Origin of the sequence: Mesorhizobium shonense (assembly GCF_040545255.1) — a bacterium.
GTDB lineage: Bacteria > Pseudomonadota > Alphaproteobacteria > Rhizobiales > Rhizobiaceae > Mesorhizobium > Mesorhizobium shonense.
In genome coordinates this window covers 219,371-241,405 of the sequence record NZ_JBEPLM010000004.1, presented here as the reverse complement: position 1 = coordinate 241,405, position 22,035 = coordinate 219,371, and the positions used below count along the sequence as shown (strand labels likewise).

At 65.0% G+C, this 22,035-nt stretch carries 15 protein-coding genes; 6 read left to right on the top strand and 9 right to left on the bottom strand.

The annotated features are described in order from the left end of the window. Positions 1-17: 17 nt before the first annotated feature. The 3 genes from ABID26_RS13445 (at position 18) to pdeM (ending at position 4,478) form a co-directional block, all read left to right on the top strand. On the top strand, positions 18-878 hold the full coding sequence (locus ABID26_RS13445) for a C40 family peptidase (protein ID WP_354415823.1): 861 nt from the start codon (positions 18-20) through the stop codon (positions 876-878). A 268-nt stretch (positions 879-1,146) separates the two neighbouring features. Then, positions 1,147-3,681 carry a ligase-associated DNA damage response DEXH box helicase gene (locus ABID26_RS13440; RefSeq protein ID WP_354415822.1) on the top strand — a complete coding sequence of 845 codons (2,535 nt, stop codon included), beginning with the start codon at positions 1,147-1,149 and terminating at the stop codon, positions 3,679-3,681. An 80-nt stretch (positions 3,682-3,761) separates the two neighbouring features. Further along, positions 3,762-4,478, top strand: a complete 717-nt coding sequence (pdeM, locus tag ABID26_RS13435; protein WP_354415821.1) for a ligase-associated DNA damage response endonuclease PdeM — start codon at positions 3,762-3,764, stop codon at positions 4,476-4,478. Positions 4,479-4,487: 9 nt separating this feature from the next. Here the strand turns inward: pdeM and ABID26_RS13430 are convergent, their stop codons facing one another. From ABID26_RS13430 to ABID26_RS13415, 4 genes are read right to left on the bottom strand one after another with little or no spacing between them, the layout of a single operon-like run. After that, entirely contained in the window at positions 4,488-5,423 is a 936-nt protein-coding gene (locus ABID26_RS13430; RefSeq protein WP_354415820.1) for a dimethyl sulfoxide reductase anchor subunit family protein, read from the bottom strand. Between the two features lie 12 nt (positions 5,424-5,435). Then, the gene (locus tag ABID26_RS13425) at positions 5,436-6,170 is read right to left on the bottom strand and encodes a 4Fe-4S dicluster domain-containing protein (RefSeq protein WP_354415819.1); all 735 of its coding nucleotides are present in this window, start codon (positions 6,168-6,170) and stop codon (positions 5,436-5,438) included. Continuing rightward, on the bottom strand, positions 6,167-9,085 hold the full coding sequence (locus ABID26_RS13420) for a molybdopterin oxidoreductase family protein (protein ID WP_354415818.1): 2,919 nt from the start codon (positions 9,083-9,085) through the stop codon (positions 6,167-6,169). The genes ABID26_RS13425 and ABID26_RS13420 overlap by 4 nt, the downstream gene beginning before the upstream one ends. Next, positions 9,082-9,240: a hypothetical protein gene (locus ABID26_RS13415; RefSeq protein WP_292299568.1), complete on the bottom strand. Its 159-nt coding sequence runs from the start codon at positions 9,238-9,240 to the stop codon at positions 9,082-9,084. The genes ABID26_RS13420 and ABID26_RS13415 overlap by 4 nt, the downstream gene beginning before the upstream one ends. A gap of 123 nt (positions 9,241-9,363) precedes the next feature. On the opposite strand from ABID26_RS13415, the gene ABID26_RS13410 reads away from it, so the two are divergent. Further along, positions 9,364-10,272 (top strand): LysR substrate-binding domain-containing protein, encoded by a 909-nt coding sequence (locus ABID26_RS13410; RefSeq protein ID WP_354415817.1) that lies wholly within the window; start codon positions 9,364-9,366, stop codon positions 10,270-10,272. 15 nt (positions 10,273-10,287) lie between these two features. Here the strand turns inward: ABID26_RS13410 and ABID26_RS13405 are convergent, their stop codons facing one another. From ABID26_RS13405 to ABID26_RS13385, 5 genes are all read right to left on the bottom strand, one after another. Beyond that, positions 10,288-11,220: an NHL repeat-containing protein gene (locus ABID26_RS13405; protein WP_354415816.1), complete on the bottom strand. Its 933-nt coding sequence runs from the start codon at positions 11,218-11,220 to the stop codon at positions 10,288-10,290. Between the two features lie 220 nt (positions 11,221-11,440). Beyond that, the gene (locus ABID26_RS13400) at positions 11,441-12,697 is read right to left on the bottom strand and encodes an Hsp70 family protein (protein WP_354415815.1); all 1,257 of its coding nucleotides are present in this window, start codon (positions 12,695-12,697) and stop codon (positions 11,441-11,443) included. Positions 12,698-12,894: 197 nt separating this feature from the next. Beyond that, positions 12,895-13,689: a TIGR02186 family protein gene (locus ABID26_RS13395; protein WP_292299570.1), complete on the bottom strand. Its 795-nt coding sequence runs from the start codon at positions 13,687-13,689 to the stop codon at positions 12,895-12,897. Then, positions 13,689-14,612: a sulfite exporter TauE/SafE family protein gene (locus ABID26_RS13390; RefSeq protein ID WP_354415814.1), complete on the bottom strand. Its 924-nt coding sequence runs from the start codon at positions 14,610-14,612 to the stop codon at positions 13,689-13,691. The genes ABID26_RS13395 and ABID26_RS13390 overlap by 1 nt, the downstream gene beginning before the upstream one ends. A 191-nt stretch (positions 14,613-14,803) precedes the next feature. Continuing rightward, positions 14,804-18,922 carry a peptidoglycan-binding protein gene (locus tag ABID26_RS13385; RefSeq protein ID WP_354415813.1) on the bottom strand — a complete coding sequence of 1,373 codons (4,119 nt, stop codon included), beginning with the start codon at positions 18,920-18,922 and terminating at the stop codon, positions 14,804-14,806. Between the two features lie 459 nt (positions 18,923-19,381). Between ABID26_RS13385 and ABID26_RS13380 the strand changes: the two genes are divergently transcribed. Together ABID26_RS13380 and ABID26_RS13375 are read left to right on the top strand one after the other, a co-directional pair. Further along, positions 19,382-19,843: a MerR family transcriptional regulator gene (locus tag ABID26_RS13380; RefSeq protein WP_126102429.1), complete on the top strand. Its 462-nt coding sequence runs from the start codon at positions 19,382-19,384 to the stop codon at positions 19,841-19,843. 339 nt (positions 19,844-20,182) lie between these two features. After that, positions 20,183-21,979: an acyl-CoA dehydrogenase gene (locus tag ABID26_RS13375; protein WP_354415812.1), complete on the top strand. Its 1,797-nt coding sequence runs from the start codon at positions 20,183-20,185 to the stop codon at positions 21,977-21,979. Positions 21,980-22,035: the final 56 nt, after the last annotated feature.

Genomic DNA, 22,035 nt, shown 5'->3' with positions numbered 1-22,035 from the left:
TTGACTGGATTGCCGATTTGACCGCCAGGGATGCCCGCCTTCACGCCTTCCGTTCCGATCTTGCCGATGCCAGGCTGAAAGGCGAGGTCGCCGCCGACCGCTTCGTCGCCGGCCGGCCGGCGCGGATCACGGCAGCCGTCGCCGACCTGCGCAGGGCGCCGCGCCCCGATGCCGGCGTCAACAGCCAGGCGCTGTTCGGCGACGACGTGCTTGTCTTCGAGGACGCTGAAGGCTGGGCCTGGGTGCAGGCCGAGCGCGACGGCTATGTCGGCTATGTCGCCGACAATGTTCTTGGGGCTCGCGAGCATGCGCCGACCCACATCGTCTCCGTGCCACGCACCTTCCTTTATCCGGGTCCCGACCTGCGCTTTCCGATCAGCGGACAATTGTCGATGGGTTCGGCGGTGACGGTGATGGGCTCCGCCGAAACGCGCGGCACCCACTACGCGCTGCTGCCGTCGGGGCAGGCGGTCATCGCCCGCCATCTGCGTCCGATCGGCGAGGTGGCAGACGACTATGTAACGGTCGCGGAAAGCTTCCTCGGCACGCCCTATCTCTGGGGCGGCGTCTCCGGCTTCGGCATCGACTGCTCCGGCCTCGTGCAACTGTCGATGCGCATGACGGGCAAGGATGTGCTGCGCGACACCGACATGCAGGCGGCATTGATCGGCACGCCATTCCAACCTGGCCCGGATTTTTCCGAACTGCAGCGCGGCGACCTCGTCTTCTGGAAGGGCCACGTCGCGATCATGACCGATGCGAAAGACATGATCCACGCCAACGGCCACACCATGCTGGTCTCGCGGGAAGGGCTGAAGGAAGCCGTCAAGCGCATCGGCTATCTCTATGGTGGCCCGACGGGGTTCAGGAGGCCGTAGTGCCTTTTACCTCTCCCCTTGTTGTGGGAGAGGTTGGATTGTCCCGATTTGCCCTTCGCAAATCGGTTGGCAATCCGGGTGAGGGGTAAGTGGCACCAAGCTGGAGCACCCCTCATCCGTCTCGGCGCTGCTCGCCGATCCACCGCCCGGGGGCGAGCCACGGGTCTCGCCCCGTCCTTCGGACCCCACAGGGGGAGAAGGGAGGAACGATCCCCTTTTGTTCCGATTTTTCTTGGCGAGCGCGCGCCGTCGCGCTACCTCTTCACGCGTGACAGAGCAGCCGCGCCTTGCCGAACAGAATTCCGCCGTTCTCCTGCCCGAGCCATTCGTCAAATGGTTCGCAGCAAAAGGCTGGTCGCCGCGCGTCCACCAGCTCGAGCTGCTGGCGGAGGCTCAAAGCGGACAATCGGTGCTGCTGATCGCGCCGACCGGCGCCGGCAAGACGCTGGCCGGCTTCCTGCCTTCGCTGACTGAACTAGCCGGCCGGCCGCGCCGCAAACCCGGCCAGGCGCATCGCGGCATCCACACGCTCTACATCTCGCCGCTCAAGGCGCTGGCCGTCGACATCGAGCGCAATCTCGGCAAGCCGGTCGAGGAGATCGGCCTGCCGGTCACCATCGAGACCCGCACCGGCGACACGCCTTCGCACAAGCGCCAGCGGCAGAAGCTGGTGCCGCCCGATATCCTGCTCACCACGCCCGAGCAGCTCGCCCTGCTGATCGCATCAAGCGATGCCAAGCGCTTCTTCGAGGATCTGCGCTATGTCGTGCTCGACGAACTGCACTCGCTCGTCACCTCGAAGCGCGGGCATTTGCTGGCGCTCGGCCTGGCGCGATTGCGCAGCTTCGTTCCCAAGCTGCAGACCATCGGTTTGTCGGCAACCGTCGCCGAGCCGGACGAATTGCGGCGCTGGCTGGTTGCGCAGAATCCGCCCAAAAAAGCAAAGAACCCCGACATGGCCGGGCTGATCACGGTCGCCGGCGGCGCCAAGCCCGACATCTCCATCCTCGACTCGCGCGAGCGGGTGCCATGGTCGGGACATTCGGCCCGCTACGCCATTCCCGAAATCTACGAGGCGATAAAGCAGCACCGTACGACGCTTCTCTTCGTCAACACGCGCAGCCAGGCGGAACTGCTGTTTCAGGAGCTTTGGCGGGCGAACGAGGATTCTTTGCCGATCGCGCTGCATCATGGTTCGCTTGACGTCGGCCAGCGCCGGCGCGTCGAGAAGGCGATGGCCGACAATGCGCTGCGCGCCATCGTCGCCACCTCCACGCTCGATCTCGGCATCGACTGGGGCGACGTCGACCTGGTCGTGCATGTCGGCGCGCCGAAAGGCGCCAGCCGCCTGGCGCAGCGCATCGGCCGCGCCAACCACCGCATGGACGAGCCGTCGAAGGCGATCCTGATCCCTGCCAACCGCTTCGAGGTGCTGGAATGCCGCGCCGCGCTCGACGCCAACTATCTCGGCGCGCAGGACACGCCGCCGCTGGTCAAGGGCGCGCTCGACGTACTCTCCCAGCATGTGCTGGGCGTCGCCTGCGGCGGACCGTTCGATGCCGACCTTCTGTTCGAGGAGGTGCGCGGCGCCGCTCCTTACGCGGCGCTTGAACGCGAGACTTTCGACCGCGTCATCGATTTCGTCGCCACCGGCGGCTATGCGCTCAAGAACTACGAGCGCTATGCCCGCATCCGCCGGAACAAGGACGGGCTGTGGCGCGTCTCGCATCCGAGCGTCGCGCAGCAATACCGGCTGAATGTCGGCACCATCGTCGAGATGCCGGAGCTCAATATCCGCTATGTCCGGCAGGGCCGCGGCATGGCCGGCCGCGGCGGGCCGGTGCTTGGCAAGATCGAGGAGTATTTCGCCGAGACGCTGAGGCCAGGCGACAACTTCCTGTTCGCCGGCAAGGTACTGCGCTTCGAAGGCATCCGCGAGAACGAATGCGTCGTCTCCAACGGCGCCGGTGCCAACATCATCGTGCCGTCCTATGCCGGCGGCAAATTCCCGCTATCGACCTACCTCGCCGAGCAGGTGCGCGGCATGCTGGCCGACAGCGACCGCTGGCAGGTCTTGCCCGAGCAAGTGGCCGACTGGCTGCGACTGCAGAAGGAAAAGTCGGTGCTGCCGAAGCGCGGCGACCTTCTGGTCGAGACCTTCCCGCGCGGCAACCGCCATTACATGGTCGCCTATCCCTTCGAGGGGCGGCTGGCGCACCAGACCCTTGGCATGCTGCTCACGCGCCGGCTGGAGCGCGCCCACGCGCGGCCGCTAGGCTTCGTCGCCACCGACTATTCGCTCGCCGTATGGGCGTTGGACGATATGGCGGCACTCTTCAAGGCAAAGAAGCCGTCGCTGGCCGCACTTTTCGATGAGGATATGCTGGGCGACGATCTCGAGGCCTGGTTGAACGACAGCTGGATGCTGAAGCGCACCTTCCGCACCTGCGCCGTCATCGCCGGGCTGATCGAGAAGCGCTATCCCGGCCAAGAAAAGAGCGGCCGCCAGGTGACGGTCTCGGCGGACCTGATCTATGACGTGCTGCGCAGCCATGAACCTGACCATATTTTGCTGCATGCGACACGCACCGACGCCTCGGCCGGATTGCTCGATGTCAGCAGACTTGGCGAGATGCTCTCGCGCGTGCGCGGTCGAATCGTGCATAAGCATCTCGACCAGATCTCGCCGCTGGCGGTGCCGGTGATGCTGGAGATCGGCAAGGAATCGGTGAATGGCGGCGCCAACGACACGCTTTTGATGGAGGCCGCCGACCTGGTCGAAGAGGCGATGGGCCGAGGGTAGCGGGCTGGAAGCAATTCCAGGAAAAATGTGTAGCGGTTTTCCGTCCGGAATTGCGTAACACAGATGGGAATGGAGAGGGGATGAATTTTTCGCTGTCGCGCGCAACGCTGATCGCCGAGGCCGACCTTGTCGGCATCGCCGGCGAGCGCGCGGTTTGCGACCGGCGCGGCGTGCTCTATTTCCCCGATCTGAGGCTGCTCGCCATCTCCGACCTGCATCTCGAAAAGGGTTCGTCCTTCGCCAGGCGCGGCGCGCTGATCCCGCCTTACGACACCGGCGCCACGTTGCTCAGGCTGCAGGCCGTCATCGCCGACTATCAGCCGCGGATCGTCGTCAGCCTTGGCGACTCCTTCCACGATGGCGGCGGCGCCGAGCGCATGCATTTGAGCTTCCGCGAGCGGCTGGAGGCGATGATGGCCGGCCGCGACTGGTTCTGGGTCGCCGGCAACCACGATCCGGATGCTCCCGCCGACCTGCCCGGCGAGACGGTGAGGGAACTCGCCATCGGCTCGCTCGTCTTCCGCCACGAGCCCTCGAAGCTGCGGGCCGAAGGCGAGATCGCCGGCCATCTCCATCCCTGCGCCCGCATCGTGCAGCGCGGCCGCTCGGTCAGGCGTCGCTGCTTCGCCGGCGACGGCGGCCGCATGATCATGCCGGCCTTCGGCGCCTATACCGGCTCGCTCAACGTGCTCGACCGCGCCTATGCCGGCCTGTTCCGGCTGGAAACGCTTGTCGCCTATATGCTCGGCGCCGAACGCATCTTTGCCATTTCCGGCTCGATGCTGCGGCCGGGCTGAACCCGCCCCCTATCTGCCATAGTAAAGCGTGACCGTGTGCTTCGCCTCGGCGAAGAACAGCCAGCGCTCGACCAGCATGCCGGCAAGTTGGGTGACGGCTGCAAGCACCGATGCAATGGCCGCGAGCGGTAACGGTGAGGCAAGGGCAATAGCAAGCAAGACAGCCGGCACGGCGAAGGCCAGGCCCTGCGTGATCCGCCGCAGCTTCGCACTGTGCTTGCGGGCGATGCGGAATCCCATCTCCTTGAGCAGGTAGTTTTCTTCCGTATGCGGCCATTCGATCGACCGCACCGTGCCGCCGGCGAGGCCCGTCGCCGTGTTGGCGGTGGTCGGGATCTCCAGCCGGTCGTTGTGCCGCCAAGTCGCGAGCTTCCAGGCCCAGCCCGCGAGCGTGGCAAGCAGCGCACAGACCAGCACCGCCGTCGAACCCACGGCGAAACTCTGGAGCAGGGCGTTCAGCAACACGCCGCCTGTCATCGCCGAGAAAATAAGATAAGCCGGTAAAGTATAGCGGCTGTGCCACTGCGCGATCGGCTTCAGCGAGGCGTAGATCATGCCGGTCGTGCAGACTGTCGTGACAGAGCCAGCCGCCGCCAGCAGCCCGGCAATGGCCACCCAGCCGCCACTATGGCCAAGCAGTGCCCAGCCGATGCCGAAGATCCCGGCCGGAATGAACGTCGCGACCGACGCCACGCCTTCGCGCGACAGCCAGGAGCTGCGCCATTGCGAGAAGGCGCGCCAGGCTCGTTCCGGTCTCCCAAGGTGGCCGGTCGAGGACAGCAGACCGGCGACAATCAGGCCGAGCGCAAGCGCCATGCCGACAAGGCCAAGCCAGAAATCGGGCTGGATGAAGCCCAGTCCGCCAAGCACGCCGAGCAGCGCCAGCAGGCCGTAACCGGCGCCGGTGGCGGTGGTGAAGAAGACGACGGAAAGGGCGGGATGCATGACTGGCTGAAGCTAGTTCGAAAGCATGCGGTCGATCCAGCCGAGAAGGCCGCCTTCTGCTTTGATAGGCTCCAGCGCAGGCGCGTCCACCTTCGCCGCGCGTTCGCTGCGGGCGCGCGGCGGCAGGTATTTGTTGGTCGGCTTATAGCCAAGCTCCGGCATCAGGTCGCCGCCGCCGCGCTCCTCCACAAGCTGCGATATCGCGGAAGCCGGATCGCCAAGATCGCCGAAATGCCGGGCGCTGGTCGGGCAGGCGGCGACGCAGGCCGGTACTCGGTCTTCCGCCGTCAGATTGTCGTTGTAGATGCGGTCGACGCAAAGCGTGCATTTCTTCATCACTCCGACATCCGTATCGAACTCGCGCGCGCCATAGGGGCACGCCCAGCTGCACAATTTGCAGCCGATGCACTTGTCCTCGTCGACCAGCACGATGCCGTCGGAGGCACGCTTGTAGGAGGCGCCCGTCGGGCAGACGGTGACACAGGCCGGCTGCTCGCAATGCAGGCAGGAGCGCGGGAAGTTCACCGTGCGGCCGCCCAATTCCGTCGTGTGCTCATAGCTGTGCACGCGGTTGAACCAGACGCCGTCGGCACTACCGCCATAGGGATCGATGTCGGTCAGCGGCGCCATGTGGCCGCCGGCGTTCCATTCCTTGCAGGCGGTGACGCAGGCCTGGCAGCCGACGCAGGTGTCGAGGTCGATGACGAGGCCAAGCTTCTTCTCGGTATGGGCGGGAAGGCATGTCATTCGGCGGCTTCCCTCTTCATGCGGAACGCGGCGCCGAAGCGAAGCACATCCGGCGGCGGCCCGACATTTGGCGGCTGCCGGAAACGCTCGAATTGCGGCTCGGTGAAGCCGGCTTCTTCGGGCGCGCATTTGGTGATGCGCACGCGCACGTCGAACCATGCCGCCTGCCCGGTGACCGGATCGGAATTCGAATAGCGTTTGCCGTGGGTCAGGTCGCCGATGATGTGGTTGAGCAGGAAGCCGCGATTGCTCTCTGCGGCATCGTCTTTCAGGCCCCAACTGCCCCGCCGTTTGCCGATCGCATTCCAGGTCCAGACCGTGTCCGGATTCACCCCGTCGATCAGCTTGATCTGCCCTTTCACCTTGCCGTTGGTGCTCTCGATCCACACCCAGTCGTCATCGGCCAGCCCAAGCCTCGCTGCCGTTTCGCTGTGCACGAACAGCCGGTTCTGGCTGGTGATCTGCCTAAGCCACGCATTCTGCGAGCCCCAGGAATGGTACATATGCATCGGCCGCTGCGTCAGCGCATGCAGCGGATATTTTTGCAGGTCAATGGCCTCGTCCTCGAAGGGCGCGTACCAGAAGGGCAGCGGGTCCATATAGGCTTCGATGCGGCCGCGCTCGGCCTCTGGCGGCTGCGATTTCCCATGGCCGCGCGCTGCGAGCCGGAAGCACTGCATCGGCTCTGAATAAAGCTGGAAAACGATCGGCTCCGCCTTGGCGATGAAGCCCATTTGGACTGCGAAGTCGAGATAGGCGCGGTTGCCCATCTTGTAGTAGCGCTGGTCATCGGAAAAATCGTGATGCCAGAAGCCGCCATTGTCGATGTAGCGCTGCAGCTGGTCTGGATTGACCTCGCCTTTGCCGATCGAACGTCCGTCCTTGCCGCGCCAGCCGGCGAGCGGACCGATGCCGGGCGCACGCTCGTGGTTGACGATGTAGTCGGCATAGTCGCGATATTTCGCCGAGCCGTCCTCGGTGACGAAGCCGGACAGGCCGAGCCGCGCGCCGAGCTCGATCAGCACCGACTGGAACGGCCGCACGTCGCGATCCGGCTGCACCACGGGATGGCGGATGGCGTCGCCCGGCCCGTCCGCATGGCTGATCGGCCGGTCGAGCAGGCTGATGCAGTCGTGGCGCTCGAGATAGGTGGTGTCGGGCAGCACGAGGTCGGCGAACGGCACCGTCTCGGAATAATAGGCGTCGGAATAGATGATGAAGGGGATCTTGTACGCGCCAGCCTGGTCCTTGTCGGTCAGCATACGAATCGTCTCGACGGTGTTCATCGAGGAATTCCAGGCCATGTTCGACATGTACATCATCAGCGTGTCGATCTGATAAGGATCGCCGGCCCAGGCATTGCGGATGACCGAGTGCATCAGGCCGTGCGCGGCCAAAGGCGCCTCCCAGGAATAGGCCTTGTCGATGCGGGTAGGGCGGCCGGCCTCGTCGACGAGCAGATCGTCGGGCCCGCAGACGAAGCCGAGCGGCATGCCGTCCAGCGGCGTCATCGGCCGGACGTTTTTTCCGGCGGGTTTTGGTCCAGGTGGTGCGCAACGGGGGTAGGGTGGCTTGAAACGGAAGCCGCCGGGAACGTCCACCGTGCCCAGCAGCACCTGCAGCAGATGGATCGCGCGGCAGGTATGGAAACCATTGGAATGGGCCGAGATGCCGCGCATGGCATGCATCGAGACAGGCCGTCCCCTGATCGTCTCGTGCCGCCGGCCTGCCCAGTCGGTCCAGGCGACCGGCAATTCGATCGTCTGCTCGAAGGCGACATGCGCCAGCTCCGCCGCAATGCGGCGGATCGTATCTGCAGCGACGCCGCAGCGCCCTGCAACAGCATCCGGCGAATAGCTCTCGTCCAGGTAGCGGTCGGCGATCAGTTGGAACACCGGCACGCAGCGATGGCCGTTGACCGTGTAGCTGCCGGTCAGCGCTGGCTTCGCCTCGGGATCGCCGGCGCCGACAGGAACCTTCCCAGCCCTGTCCCAGGCAAGCAGGTTGCCGGCATCGTTGCGGACGAACAGTCCGTCATCGGCCGCGCCGGGCTTCTGAGTCACGAGCACGGCGGCGTTGGTGTGGCGCAGCAGATAGTCGAGATCGACGCGGCCGGCCTTCAGCAATTCATGGACGAGCGCCAGCACGAACAGCCCGTCCGTGCCCGGCTGGATGCCGATCCAGTCATCGGCGATCGCGTTGTAGCCGGTCCGGCACGGGTTGACCGACACCACCTTGGCGCCGCGCGCCTTGAGCTTGCCGAGGCCGATCTTGATCGGGTTGGAATCATGGTCTTCGGCGACGCCGAACAGCATGAAGTATTTTGTGTTGTCCCAGTCGGGCTCGCCGAACTCCCAGAACGAGCCGCCGATCGTGTAGAGCCCGCCGGCCGCCATGTTGACCGAGCAGAAGCCGCCATGGGCGGCGAAATTCGGCGTGCCGAACTGGCTCGCCCACCAGCCGGTCAGCGACTGCGACTGGTCGCGCCCGGTAAAGAAGGCGAGCTTTTTCGGGTCGGTCCGGCGGATCGCCGAAAGTCGCTCGGTGGCGATGGCGAACGCCTCGCCCCATTCGATCTCGCGGAATTCGCCGGAGCCGCGCGGACCCTCGCGCAGCAATGGCTTCCTCAGCCGCGCCGGGCTGTAGTGCTGCATGATGCCGGCGCTGCCCTTGCCGCAGATCACGCCGCGGTTCACCGGGTGGTCCTTGTTGCCGCTGATGTAACGCACCTTGCCGTCCTTGATGTGGACGTCGATGCCGCAGCGGCAGGCGCACATGTAGCAGGTGGTCTTGGCGATGCGGTCGGAGACGCTTGGCGAGGTGTCGACCCCGTCGCCTTCGTCGGGCGCGCACGTGTCGGCTAGCGGTCGCTGGGAGGGTGCGGAATTGGCGCCGCGCGGCGCAGCCGAGTTCATGATCCGCGAACGCCCTTGCCGCCCGCCATCCTGGCCTTCGTCTTCGGCCCCGGTCCGCGCATGTAGTGAAGCTCGGGGTGGTAGCGCTCGCCGGCCAACTGCCGCCTCAGCCGGCGGGTCCAGTGCGCGAAAAGGGATTTGAAGCGCCCGATCATTTCCAACCTTGGCTGTAGAACAGCCAATTTTTTCCAAGCTTTGGCAAAAACTTAGAACAAAGCAATTGATCTGTCTAACAAGCGGTACTTGTAATTCCGATCGGTTTTGCTTCTTAGTTGGCCATGACCCTCGACCAGTTGCGCATATTCGTCGCCGTCGCCGAGCACGGCCACATGACCAAGGCGGCCGAGCTGCTCGGCATCTCCCAGTCGGCCGCCTCGGCGGCCATCCGCGCGCTTGAAAGCCAGCATGGCGTGCGCCTGTTCAACCGGGTCGGCCGCAACATCGAGCTGGCGCAGACCGGTCATCGCTTCCTGCCCGAAGCCAAGGCGGTCCTCGAACGCGCGGCGGCCGCCCACAATGTGCTGGAACATGTTTCGCAGACCGTCACCGGCAGCCTTTCGATCGCTGCGAGCCAGACCATCGCCAGCTATTGGCTGCCGCGGCGCCTGGCCGCCTTCCACGAAGCCTATCCTGCGGTGCGCCTCAGCGTCACCATCGGCAACACCAGGCAGGTGGAGGCCAATGTTCTGGACGGCCGGGCCGATTTCGGCCTGGTTGAGGGACGCACCGAGTCCGACATCCTGCGGCGCGCCACGGTCGACGAGGATCGCCCCATGCTGGTGGTGGCGCGCTCGCACCCGGACATTCCGATGACGCCGGCGGGAAACCTCGACATCAGGGCCCTGCGCTGGATCATCCGGGAAGGCGGTTCGGGCACGCGCGAGGCGCTGGAGGATTTTGCGCGCAGCGAGGGCGTCGCGCCGGCGGAGCTGCAGATATTTCTCGTGCTGCCCAGCAACGAGGCCGTGCGTCAGGCGGTGGAGGCCGGCGCCGGCGCCACCATCATCTCGGAGCTGGTCGTCGCGCGCTCCCTGGCGGAGGGGAGCCTCAGGTCCGTGCCGGTCGATCTGCCGAAGCGCGATTTCGCCATGATCACCCATCGCGACCGACAGGCGAGCCTCGCCCAGATGGCGCTGAAGGCGCATCTCAGCGAGAAGGCGGATGCGTCGTCAACGGACAGGGGCTAGTGGTGGACGCGCTCTCTATTTTGGGGGCTCTATCCGGTGGATGGTCGATCCCGATACCCAGAGCGAACCGGCACCGTAACGAATAGCGTCGCCGAACGAGTTCCCTTTGAACTTGCGGACAAGTGTGTTGGCTTTGGGATCGATCTGAGCGACCGGCGTTCCGGGCGTCGAGACCCACACATAGCCACCACCGCAAACGATATCGCCGCCACTGCCGGATAGGCCTGTTTGAATCGTCGCCAGCAGCTCGCCGGTCTTTCCATCGATTCGCTGAACCGAGCCATCGCCTTGATTGAGCACCCAGATCGAGCCTTCGCCGGAGGCGATGAAGCGTGGCGATGAGCGAAGCTTGATGGTCGAGACTACCGTGTTGGTCTTTGGATCGATCCTGTACAGCTCACTGTTGCCGAAACCGGTCACCCAGACGGAGCCAAAGTCAACGACGACGCCGGCGCTCAACGCTGGCAAATGAATATTCGCATCGACAGCGCCACTGCGGGAATTGAAACGAGTCAGCGTCGTATTGCCGATGCCCTTCCCTGTGACGACCCATACCCCGCCTTCGCCGACGCCGATGCTCCCCTCGTTGCTGAGTATCTGGGCGGGTATTTCCTGGACCAGCTTGTTGGCGATCGGGTCGACTTTGAGGATCATCTTCTTGCTCGTCGCGGGCACCCAGACAGCACCTTCGCCGATTCCGGGGGCTTGAGATCCACCGCGGCCGTTAACGTCGATATCGATGACGCTGTTGTCCGCAGCGTTGACGCGCTCAAGGAGGTTGCCGCTCATCATCCAAAGGGAATTGAACCCGAACCCAATAAGATCGCCGCCTCTCTGGATTTCCGCCTGGATCACAAGCGTATCGGCGGGAAGTTCTTCCGCCGCGATGCTCAATCCTGGCATTAGCGAAAGAATTGACAGTAGGATCAGGGACTTGATCTGGCGCATTTTCGTCCTCCCGACATTGAGACTCATCGGCTCTGCGGCCAAATCGAACGTCGAGAACACAGGTGATTGCCTGCGAGCTTAGGCAGATCATTATACTTGGTTCCGCCCTAAATGTCCGTGCCAATTCGGGCGCACCCATCCGAGGGGCCCCTCACGACCCAGAACGGAAGTCTGTGTCGGGTACCAAGCGTCTGGCTTCCACCACTAGAGAAAAGAAACCTCAAGCAAACTTACGCCGCGCATCCAGCGCCAGGCCGAGTCCGACCGAGCCGAACATGTCGCCTTCGATGACGGAAGCCTGCGGCACCAGCGAAAGGATCCGCCGCTTTGCCAGCGGGATGGCCGTCGAACCGCCGGTGAGGAATACCGCGGTGATGGCAGAAGCCGGAACGCCGGCGTCGGCGATCGTCTGCCTGACTGTCGCGGTCACCCGTTCGATGTCGCCGCCGATCGTCTCTTCCAGGCCGGCGCGCGTGATCCCGGCCGCGAAGCGCGCGCCGGGCAGCGACACCTTCACCTCGGCCGAAGACTGGTCGGTCAGCGCGATCTTGGCCCGTTCGACCAGGCCGGCCATTGCATGGCCGTAGCGATGCTCGACGATGTGGATGAAACGGTCGACGAGATCGGCCCGATCGGCCTCGAAGCGGATTTGCCTCAGATCCGACATCGCCTTGGCCGTATAGACGAGGTTGATGCGCTGCCAGGTCGCGAGGTCGACGAAATAGCTCGCCGGCAGATTGCGCTTGCCGTCCTTGGTCGGCGTCAGATAGCCGAGCTCGGGCATGACATGGGCGATGCTGAGCAGCCGGTCGAAATCGGTGCCGCCGATATGGATGCCGCGATTGGCCAATATGTCGCTCTTGCGGTCGTCCGAGCGGGCGCGCTCCGGCGAGACGCGCACGACCGAGAAGTCGGAGGTGCCGCCGCCCATGTCGACGATCAGCGCCAGCTCTTCGCGGGCGACTTTCTGTTCGTAGTCGAGCGCCGCCGCAATCGGCTCGAACTGGAAGGCGATATGCTTGAAGCCTTGCGCGCGCGCCGCCCTTTCGAGCTCGCCCTGCGCTTTGGCGTCGGCTTCGGCATCGTCGTCGACGAACTGCACGGGGCGGCCAAGCACGACGCGCTCGACCGGGCCGCCTGCGTCCTCCTCCAGCCGCTTCTTCAAATGGCTGATGAAGAAGCCGATGATGTCGGTGAAGCCGATCAGGCGCGCCTTGATGCGCGTCTTCTCGTTCGCGAGCGAGCTGCCGAGCACGCTTTTCAGCGAACGCATCAGCCGGCCCTCGACACTGTCGGTGTAGTCGGCGATCGCGCGACGGCCGAAATAGGTATGGCCGTCCTCGAAGTTGAAGAACACGGCGCTTGGCAAGGTGGGCTGTTCGCCCTCCAGCGCCACCAGTCGGGCGCGGCCGCTGCGGATCACGCCCACCGTGGAATTGGACGTGCCGAAATCGATGCCGCCGAATGCTGATTGCATCGCAGCCTCCTGTCATTGCTTCATGGCGGCAGGCAAACGCATCGACGCGCCGTCGCCCGGATAGCCGGACCGCTCTGCCGAAATTGAATGTGTGAGTGCTTGTCCCTAGGGTTGGGAGGCGGCGATTTATCGCAAAACCGGGAAAAGGAAAACCCCTCTTTTCACGGGAAATGGGTCTTCCCATTTTCCCGGCCGCATCAATCCTTGCGGAAGACGATGCGTCCGAGCCAGCCGGTCAGCATCGCAAGCGACACGGCGAACGCACCGTAGAGGAAGGAATAGTCGTGCGCGACGCGGAAGATCGACTGTTCGAAACCGGACTTGCGGATTTCGAGCTGGGCGGAGCTTTCCTTCACAAACATGCCGCTCTTGAACAGGAAGGCGCGCGCCTTGTGCGTGCCGACCGGAATGTTGGGCGCCAGCCGTACGGTGGCGCGGAACAGGCTCTGCGACAGGAACTGCACGCCGCCGACATTCTCGCTGTAGAGGCCGGTCGCCGTCTTGCGCTCGCGCAGCGCCGCCGTGAACTCCTCTATCGTCGCCGGACTGTCGGTCTCGTCGGCGGGCTTCATGTAGAGGTTCTGTGAGCCGAGCGAAAGCTGCTTGTACTTGTTCGGGTCGGCGATGTCCTGCAGTGGCCGCGTCGTGGCGACCGAATAGGACACCGGCACGTTCTCGAACGTCTCCGATTCGAGGTTGATCCAGACGCCGAGCACCCTGTCCTTGCGGCGCACGACCACCGGCCGCGGCGGCCCTTCGAGCACGACGACGACGTCGTAGCGCCCTTGCCGCGAGACCAGCGGATCGGGATTTTCAAGTGATCCGAAGATGGTGAGATCGGCGCCCGAGAACCCGGCGGTGATCGAGATCGCGTCGGTCGACAGGCCGATCTGGATGCCCTCGGCGGTCGGCGGCGTCTGCGCCGTCGCCGGCGACAGGGCGAAGAACAGCGAAAGCGAAACGGTGGCTGCGAACGCTTTCAATCCCGCCATCAGCTCAGGCCCGCAGCGGAAAGCGAGTAGGGATTGGGCGGGGTCGCGAACAGATCGACGGCAAGGCGTATGGCCACCGCCAGCACTAGCAGCGCCAAAAGCGCGCGCAATTGTTCGCCGCGCAGCCTCTGGCCGGCCTTGGCGCCGTATTGCGCGCCGGCAACGCCGCCGGCCATCAAGAGGAAGGCGAGGATGACGTCGACGGTCTGGTTGGTGGTGGCATGCACCAGCGTGGTGTAGGCCGAGGTGAAGATGATCTGGAACAGCGAGGTGCCGATGACGACGTTGGTCGGCACCTTGAGCAGGTAGATCAGCGCCGGCACCATGATGAAGCCGCCGCCGACGCCCATGATCGACGACAGGAAGCCGATTGCCGCGCCGAGACCGAGCACCGGGATGACGCTGACGAACAGCTTCGAGGCGCGGAAGCGCATCTTGAACGGCAGCCGGTGGATCCAGTTGTGCTGACCGGATTTCTTCAGCACCGGTGCGCCGCCGCTGCGTGTGGCGCGCAGCGCATTCACGCTCTCGACCAGCATAAGGCCGCCGACCGTGCCGAGCAGCGCGACGTAGAGCAGCGAGATGAAGAGGTCCAACTGGCCGATCCGGCGCAGCAGCGCAAACACATAGATGCCGGCGGTCGAACCGACGATGCCGCCGGCCAGAAGCACGCCGCCCAGCTTGAAGTCGAGCGTGCCGCGCTTCATGTGTGAAAGCGCGCCGGAGAAGGAAGAAGCAATGACCTGGTTGGCCCCGGTGGCGACCGCGATCGCCGGCGGGATGTTGTAGAATATCAGGAGCGGCGTGATGAGGAAGCCGCCGCCCACCCCGAACATGCCCGACAGGAAACCCACCGCCGCGCCCATCGCCAGCAGCACGAAGACATTGACGGAAATTTCCGCGATCGGGAGATAGATGCCCACCCGTCTGTCTCGATCAGTTTGCCTCTCGGCGAATGCCGCCGTCCCCGGCAGTTTCGCACCGAAAAGCCAATTTTTTCTTGCGCCGACGCGGCGGCAGGGTCAAACCCCGCCGCCGCGCCGAAACAAAAACCATCTCAATCAGTTAACAGGCAAATCTGTGGCAAGCCGTCGCGGAAGCGACGCGCCCGCAATTATTTGCGCGCCAGCAGCGCCTTGACGAGTGGCGCATCGATCTCGCCGGTCGGCTTCATCTTGTTGTCGGTCTGGAAGGCCATGATGGCGCTCTTGGTCTTGTCGCCCATGACGCCGTCGGCTCCGCCGGCTTCATAGCCGTTCTTGTTGAGGATCAGCTGGATATTCTTCACCGCCTTCTTCATGTCGATGCTGGCGGTGGTCTGCGGCGTGCTGTCCTGCCAGGATTCCGGAATATCGGAGGAGTTGGCGGCCGCGTTGAGGGGCTTGGCCTTCCACAGTTCCGTGGCGGCGCGGGCGCGCTCGAGCTGCTCGGGCCTGAGCGCATTGGCGATCTCGTCGCGCTTGGACGCGGCGTCCTTGTCGCCGGTCTTGGCGACAAGCGCGAACCATTTGTAGGATTCCTCCAGATTCTGCTTCATGCCGACGCCCTTGGCCGAAAGGATGCCGAGGTTGAACTGGCTGTCCTTGACGCCGAGATCGGCCGCCTCCTGGAACCAGTGCGCCGCCGATTCATTGTCGGTGACGCCGTCCGCCGCCATGGCGAACAGCACCGCCAGATTATGCATGGCGCTGGCGTTGCCCTGTTCCGCCGCGAGCTGGTAGTAGGTCTTGGCCTTCTTGATGTCGCGCGCGACTCCGATGCCCTTCTCGTAGAAATTGCCGATGCGGTATTCGGCCGGCGCGAAGCCCAGTTCGGCTGATTTCTCGTACCATTTGGCGGCCGCCGCCATGTCTTCCTTCACGCCGCGCGATTCAGCGTAGCGCGAACCGATCTCGAACAGCGCCTTGGCATCGCCGCCCGCGGCCGCGTCGCGCAGCGCGTCCGGGCCGATGTCGGTTGGGACATCGATCTTGGCGGCCGACATTGCGGGCTGGCCGCCGGCCGGCGGGACGGTGCCGGTGGTGTCAGCGGAGGTGGTTGCCGGCGTGTTGGCCGAAGAAGCGCCGGCTGCCGGAGCACCGGGCACTGGTGTGCTGGCCGCCGGCGCGCCGGTCATGGGCTGCGCATCCGTATCCGTGTCCATGGCCGGTCCGTTCACGGCTGGAGAGACGGGCTCGGACGGCATGGTCGATGCCATCGGCGCCGGCTGGGCCGGCGCGGAGAGAGTCGTCGGGGCAGGCGCCGGTTCGGCCGGCGCCGCGGCGGCGGGCATCTCGGGAGCGGACGGCTGAGCGGCGGCCTGTGGCGCCGGATCGTCCTTCGAGGGCTCGGCCTGCCTGACGGCGCGGGCCGGTGCGCCCTCTGAACCGGCGGCGTCCGCGTCGGCCTTGGACGCGCCGCCGGCATTGAGCGACGCGGTATCGACCGCCTGCGTGGACACGATCGGCGCCGCCTCGTTGCGGGCGACCGGCGCCGGGTCGGAGAAGAAGGCCTTGCCGAGCTGCAGGCCGGCCAGCGCCATCATGATTGCCGCGGCCGCCATCAGGATCGGCTTGCGCCGCGCCTTGAGCAGGTCGCCGATTCTGAGCGCCTTCACCGGGCCGGTCATCGTCGACTGCCGCTTCAGCGCGTCGGCTTCTGCGGCGGCGGCCTGCGCCGCCCGGCGGGCGGCCGCGATGAAATCGGATTTGGCGGCGTCGGTCTCGCTGCGCTTGGCTGGCTGGCCGCGCTCGTCGCGCACGCGCTTCATGATGGCGTTGAGATCCGGCGCGCCGGAGCCCGGCTCCAGCGGCCGGTTGGCCGCTTTGGGATCGAGCGGTTCGTCGATGTCGACGGTCGGAACGTCGCCGGCCGGCGCCGAGCCGGCAAGCGGTAGCGTGTCTTCGTCCTTCTTGCCCTTGAAGGCGCGTGCCAGCCCGCTGAACAACGATTTCTTGCGGCCGGTCTTTTCGGCCTGCTCGCCAATGGCGAGCGCGGCCATGGCGGCGGCCGCCGCGGCTTCGGCCGGCGTGCGCGGTCCAGGTTCGCCACGGGTAACAGGTTCGCCATGCGTAACGGGTTCACCGCGTGCGACCGGCTCATTGCGCACAATGGAGGCGGCACGCGCGTCGAGATCGGCGATGTCCCCTACCAACGGCAGGGGCTGGTCGATATCCATCGACGGCGCATCCTGCACCGCGATCTTGCCGGTGCGAGCGGCTCGTCTGCCGCCCGGCTGCGCATCGACGAGTTCGCTCACCGCTTCGCTGTGGTCGTCCGCTTCCAGCGAGCCGAGCCGGTCGACGATCTTGAGCAGCGTGTCGTGGATGGCCTCGAAGGTTCGCGAATTGCGCTCGTCGGAACGGCGGGTGAGCGCTTCGAGCGTCTTCAGGTCCTGGGCAAGGCCGCCCACGGCGGCCGCGTTGGAAGCGGCCGTGCTGGAACCCGACTCAGCCAGCGACCTGACGGCGTTCTCTGCCGCCTCGCGCGCGACGCTGAGGATGGAATCGCGCGTGCCCGCCAGCGACTTTTCGATCTCGTTGAGCCGCGGGCTGATGTCCTCGAAATCGGGCAGCGCAGCGCTCGGCTTCGAAAGATGCGCCGAAAGCGCGGTCACTTGCGATTCCAGGCTGCGGATCAGCGCCGGATCGATGCCGGCGACCTGGGCGGCGGATGATTCCAGCCGGCTGGAAATGTCTTCGAGCCGGCTTTCCAGGCCGCGGATCGCCATGTCGTTGGCGGCATCGGGCGCGCGCGTCTCGATGCGCTTGGCAAGCGCGGTGAAGCGGGCGTCGATCGCCTCCATGATGCCGGCGCCGTCATCCTGCTGCATGCGCTGGTCGAGCCTGTCGGCGACCTCGTCCAGCCGCCGCTCGAGGTCGCGGAACAGTATGTTGCCTTGCTCGATCGCATCGCCCTGCCGGCGCTCGAGCAGGCTGGACAGCGCGTCGAAGCGCTGCTCCAGGCCCTGGAAGATATGGTCGGCGTCGGGCATCGCCGGCCCGCGGTCTATTCTGTCGGTGATCAAAGCGATCTGCTTGCCCAGACGCTCCATCGCCTGCTCCGGCAGGTTGGCGCGTCCGGCGAGTTCGTCCACCCGGCTGGACAGAAGGTTGAGACGGTCGATCACCTCAGCGGGCCGCGACTGCGCGACCTCCTCGATCTGCTGCGCCAGCGAAGCGATCCGCTTCTCGATTCGGCCGAAAGTTTCCGGGTCGAAGGCATTTGCCTGAGCGGCTACCGTCGAGGCGACGATGGCGCGCGAGATTTCGTCCAGCCGCTCGTCGATCATGGCAAGCGTCTCGCCGCCGCGCATCGTCTGCTGGCTGGCGAAACGGTCGACCGCGCCGGCAAGGGTGCGCACCTTTTCCTCCAGCGAAGCGAGCGATAGCGACTGCGGCAGGTTGTTGACCGCGCTGCTGATCTGTTCGAGCCGGTCGGTGAGGACAGAAAGGTTGGGACCTTCGGCGCGCTGACGCTGGTCGGCGTCGACGCGATCCTCGAACGCGCTCCAGCGGCGGTCGAAATCGTCCCAGCGGCGATCGGCGGCCCGCACACTTTGATCGACGGCCTGCACGCTTTCCTCGCGCGCCAGCGTGTCGAGCGCCGCCTTGACCTGCTCCAGTTCCAGTCGCAGCAGATTGACGCTGCGGTCGTCGCTCTTTTCGGCAAGCGTGTGGATGGCGCCGGAAAGCCGCTCGAACTCGAGGCCGAGCTCGGCGCTGCTCTTGTCGGCGGAGGAGCCATGCTGGCTGTTCGCCTGCATGGCACGATCGATGTCCTTGCGCAGCGCGTCGAATTCGCGCTGCAGGCCGGCGGTCATCTGATGGCGCAGCTCTTCGCGCAGGCCGCGCAGTTCGACGGCGATCTTGCCGACCATCGCGACGCCGTCTTCCTGTCCGCGCACCCGGTCGATGTCGCGGGCAATGGCTTGATAGTTGGGGCCGAAGTCGGAGGGCGCCGGGTTAAGCGGGCCCCGATTTTGCGCATTGGGATTTTGCGGTCCCCGATTTTGCTCTCTCTGCGAGGTGTAGGGGTCCTCGTACCAGCGCGGCGAACCATAAGGTTGCGCGGCCGCGTAGCGCGGCTCGGCGACAGGCCGCCGCGGATCGGGACGTTCGGGCATGTCGGTGCGGGTCCGTTCCAGCCGCTGCTCCAGCGTTTCGAGCGAGCGGTTCAGCTCCTCCAGCGAGGTGTGCGGCCGGCGTTGCCTGCCGGCGTTGAGTGTATCGAGATAGGACCGCTTGCTGTTCATCGATGCGCCCGTGTTCAGAATGACCGGCCGTGGCCGGTTTCCCAAAGTCGTGCCGGGAACGAAGGCGGCCGCGCGGTTCTGCTGCGGAGGAAGACGGGCTTCCCGGGTTTTCACCCACGCTTCGAAGACCGTGAAAAATTCGCTACAGGATAAACACGGGTGACCGACATGCGCACATTTCGCCCAACGTGGTAAACAAGGCGTTAACCAAGCTTAAGAAGTCGCCCATAATCGTAAGCCTACCTAGGTGGGCATCTGGGTGCGGCATAAAGTTCCGTTCCGACAACGCCCTTGCGTCAGGTGCCGGCTATCGGTATAGAATTGACGTAAACGTAAAAGGTGCGAAGCCGTGCCTGTTGCGATTGATTTGTCGAAACCACGATTGGAAGCACGCCCCCGCTTCCACTCAGGCGACGCTTGGTCCGCGACCGCGACGCCATCAGGGGAAAGCCAGTGACCATGAAACTTGTTTCGCCCGGCGAAGCCGCGGCCAATAGCAATGACATTCCGGCCGAGGCCGGTGAGGAATTCGTCCGCATCGGCGAGATGGCCAAGAAATACGGCGTGACCTTGCGCACGCTGCGTTTCTATGAGGACAAGGGCCTGCTCAATCCGAAGCGCGACGGCTCGACCCGTCTTTATACGCGCCGCGACAAGGCCCGGCTGAAGCTGATCCTGCTCGGACGCAAGGTCGGGTTCTCGCTGCGCGACGTCAAGCAGATGATGGACCTCTACGATCCGACCGGCTCCAACACCAAGCAGTTGCGGCTGGCGCTTGACAAGTCGGAGAAGCAGCTCGCCCGCCTGCAGAAGCAGCGGACGCTGATCGAGGACGCCATCAACGAGCTGAGCAATTCGATGACGGTCGTCCGCCGGATGCTCACCGAGCGGGCCGCGCCGCAGGCAAGCGCCGCCGGCTGATCGCGCCAGCACTTAAAGCGCGTCGCGATCTTTCAGATTCGCTCCGTGCGCTTTAGGTTTTTGATTTTACGCATGTCTTTGTCCCGAAACCGGTGCCACTTTCGGGAGACATGCTTTAACGGCGACGAGCCCAAGATAGAGAAGCCGCGTGGCCTTGGCCGCGCGGCTTTTTTGTTGCCCTTGCATCTCCGCTCACCAAAATTTTTCCGGCTGCGACAAGATTGACGTTTACGCAAACGTCAATTTTTGCTATCGGGGCCTCGACATTGGCTCGGCCTCCCGTCCGGACCTGGATCGGGAACTTGCTGGCTGGCCAGGACCGCAAGGGTGGAGGAAGGCATGACGATCTACAGGGCGCCCGTCCAGGACACGCTGTTCGTGCTCAACGACGTGCTCGGCTATCAGCGCTATTCCAATCTCCCTGGCTTCTCCGACGCCACGCCCGACGTCGTCGAGGCGATCCTTGCCGAAGGCGCGAAGCTTGCCGAGAACGTCATGCATCCGCTGAACCGCGTCGGCGACATGGAAGGCTGCGTGCGCCATGACGACGGCTCGGTGACCACGCCCAAGGGCTTCAGGGACGCTTTCGACCAGTATCGCGAGGGCGGCTGGATGGGGCTCGCCGCTCCCGCCGAATTCGGCGGCCAGGGCCTGCCTTACACCGTCCACACCGCGGTCTCCGAATACATGGTCTCGGCCAACATGGCGCTGATGATGTATCCCGGCCTGACGCAGGGCGCGATCGCGGCCATCGTCACCCATGGCACGGACGAGCAGAAGGCCACCTGGCTGCCCAGGCTGATCGAGGGCACCTGGACCGGCACCATGAACCTGACCGAGCCGCATTGCGGCACGGACCTTGGCCTGCTGCGCACCAAGGCGGTGCCGAACGGCGACGGCACCTACAAGATTTCCGGCCAGAAGATATTCATCTCCGCCGGCGAGCACGACATGGCGGACAACATCGTCCACCTGGTGCTGGCCCGCGCCGAGGGGGCGCCGGAAGGCGTGAAGGGCATTTCGCTGTTCATCGTGCCGAAGCTCAAGCTCGATGGCTCGGGCAATGTCGGCGAGCGTAACGCGCTCTCCTGCGGCTCGATCGAGGAGAAGATGGGCATCCACGGCAACTCGACCTGCGTGATGAATTATGACGAGGCCGAAGGTACGCTGCTCGGCGAGCTGAACGGCGGCCTGAAGGCCATGTTCACGATGATGAACGAGGCCCGTCTCGGCGTCGGCCTGCAAGGGCTTTCGGTCTCCGAGATCGCCTTTCAGAACGCCGCCGCCTACGCCAAGGATCGCCTCCAGGGCCGGTCGCTCTCCGGCGTCAAGGCGCCGGACAAGAAGGCCGACCCAATCATCGTCCATCCCGACATCCGCCGCTCGCTGATGACCATGAAGGCCTTCAACGAGGGCGGCCGCGCGCTGGCGCTTTGGACGGCGATCAAGTCGGACGTCGCGCACCGCGCGAGCGACGACAAGGACCGCCAGGCGGCTGACGACTACACCGGGCTGATGACACCGGTGGTCAAGGGCGTGCTGACCGACAAGGGCTTCGACCACGCGGTGATGGCGCAGCAGGTGTTCGGCGGCCACGGCTACATCGAGGAGCATGGCATGAGCCAGTTCGTGCGCGATGCCCGCATCGCCATGATCTATGAGGGTGCCAACGGCATCCAGGCGCTCGATCTCGTCGGCCGCAAGCTGGCGCAAAATGGCGGCCGCGCGGTGCAGGCTTTCTTCAAGGAGGTCGGCGAGTTCTGCGAGGAGAACCGCGCCGACGAGAAGATGGCGCCCTTCACCAAGGCGCTGAAGAAGGGCCTCAACGACCTGCAGGCGGCCACCATGTGGCTGCTGCAGAACGCCATGACCAAGCCCGACAATGCGGGTGCGGCCTCGACCGACTACATGCACCTCTTCGGCCTGGTCGCGCTGGGTTACATGTGGGGGCAGATGGCCAAGGCCGCCCAAACGAAACTCGCCGAAGGCGCCAATGGCGCTACGTCCTTCTACGATAGCAAGCTGGTGACGGCGCGCTTCTTCATGGAGCGGATCATGCCGGAGACTGCGACGCGGCTGGCGCGTATTTCCAGTGGCGCGGATACGCTAATGGCGCTGCCGGTGGAAGCGTTCTAGAAATGCTCGGCGTCCCCCTCCCCCTTGAGGGGAGGGTGGCCCGAAGGGCCGGGAGG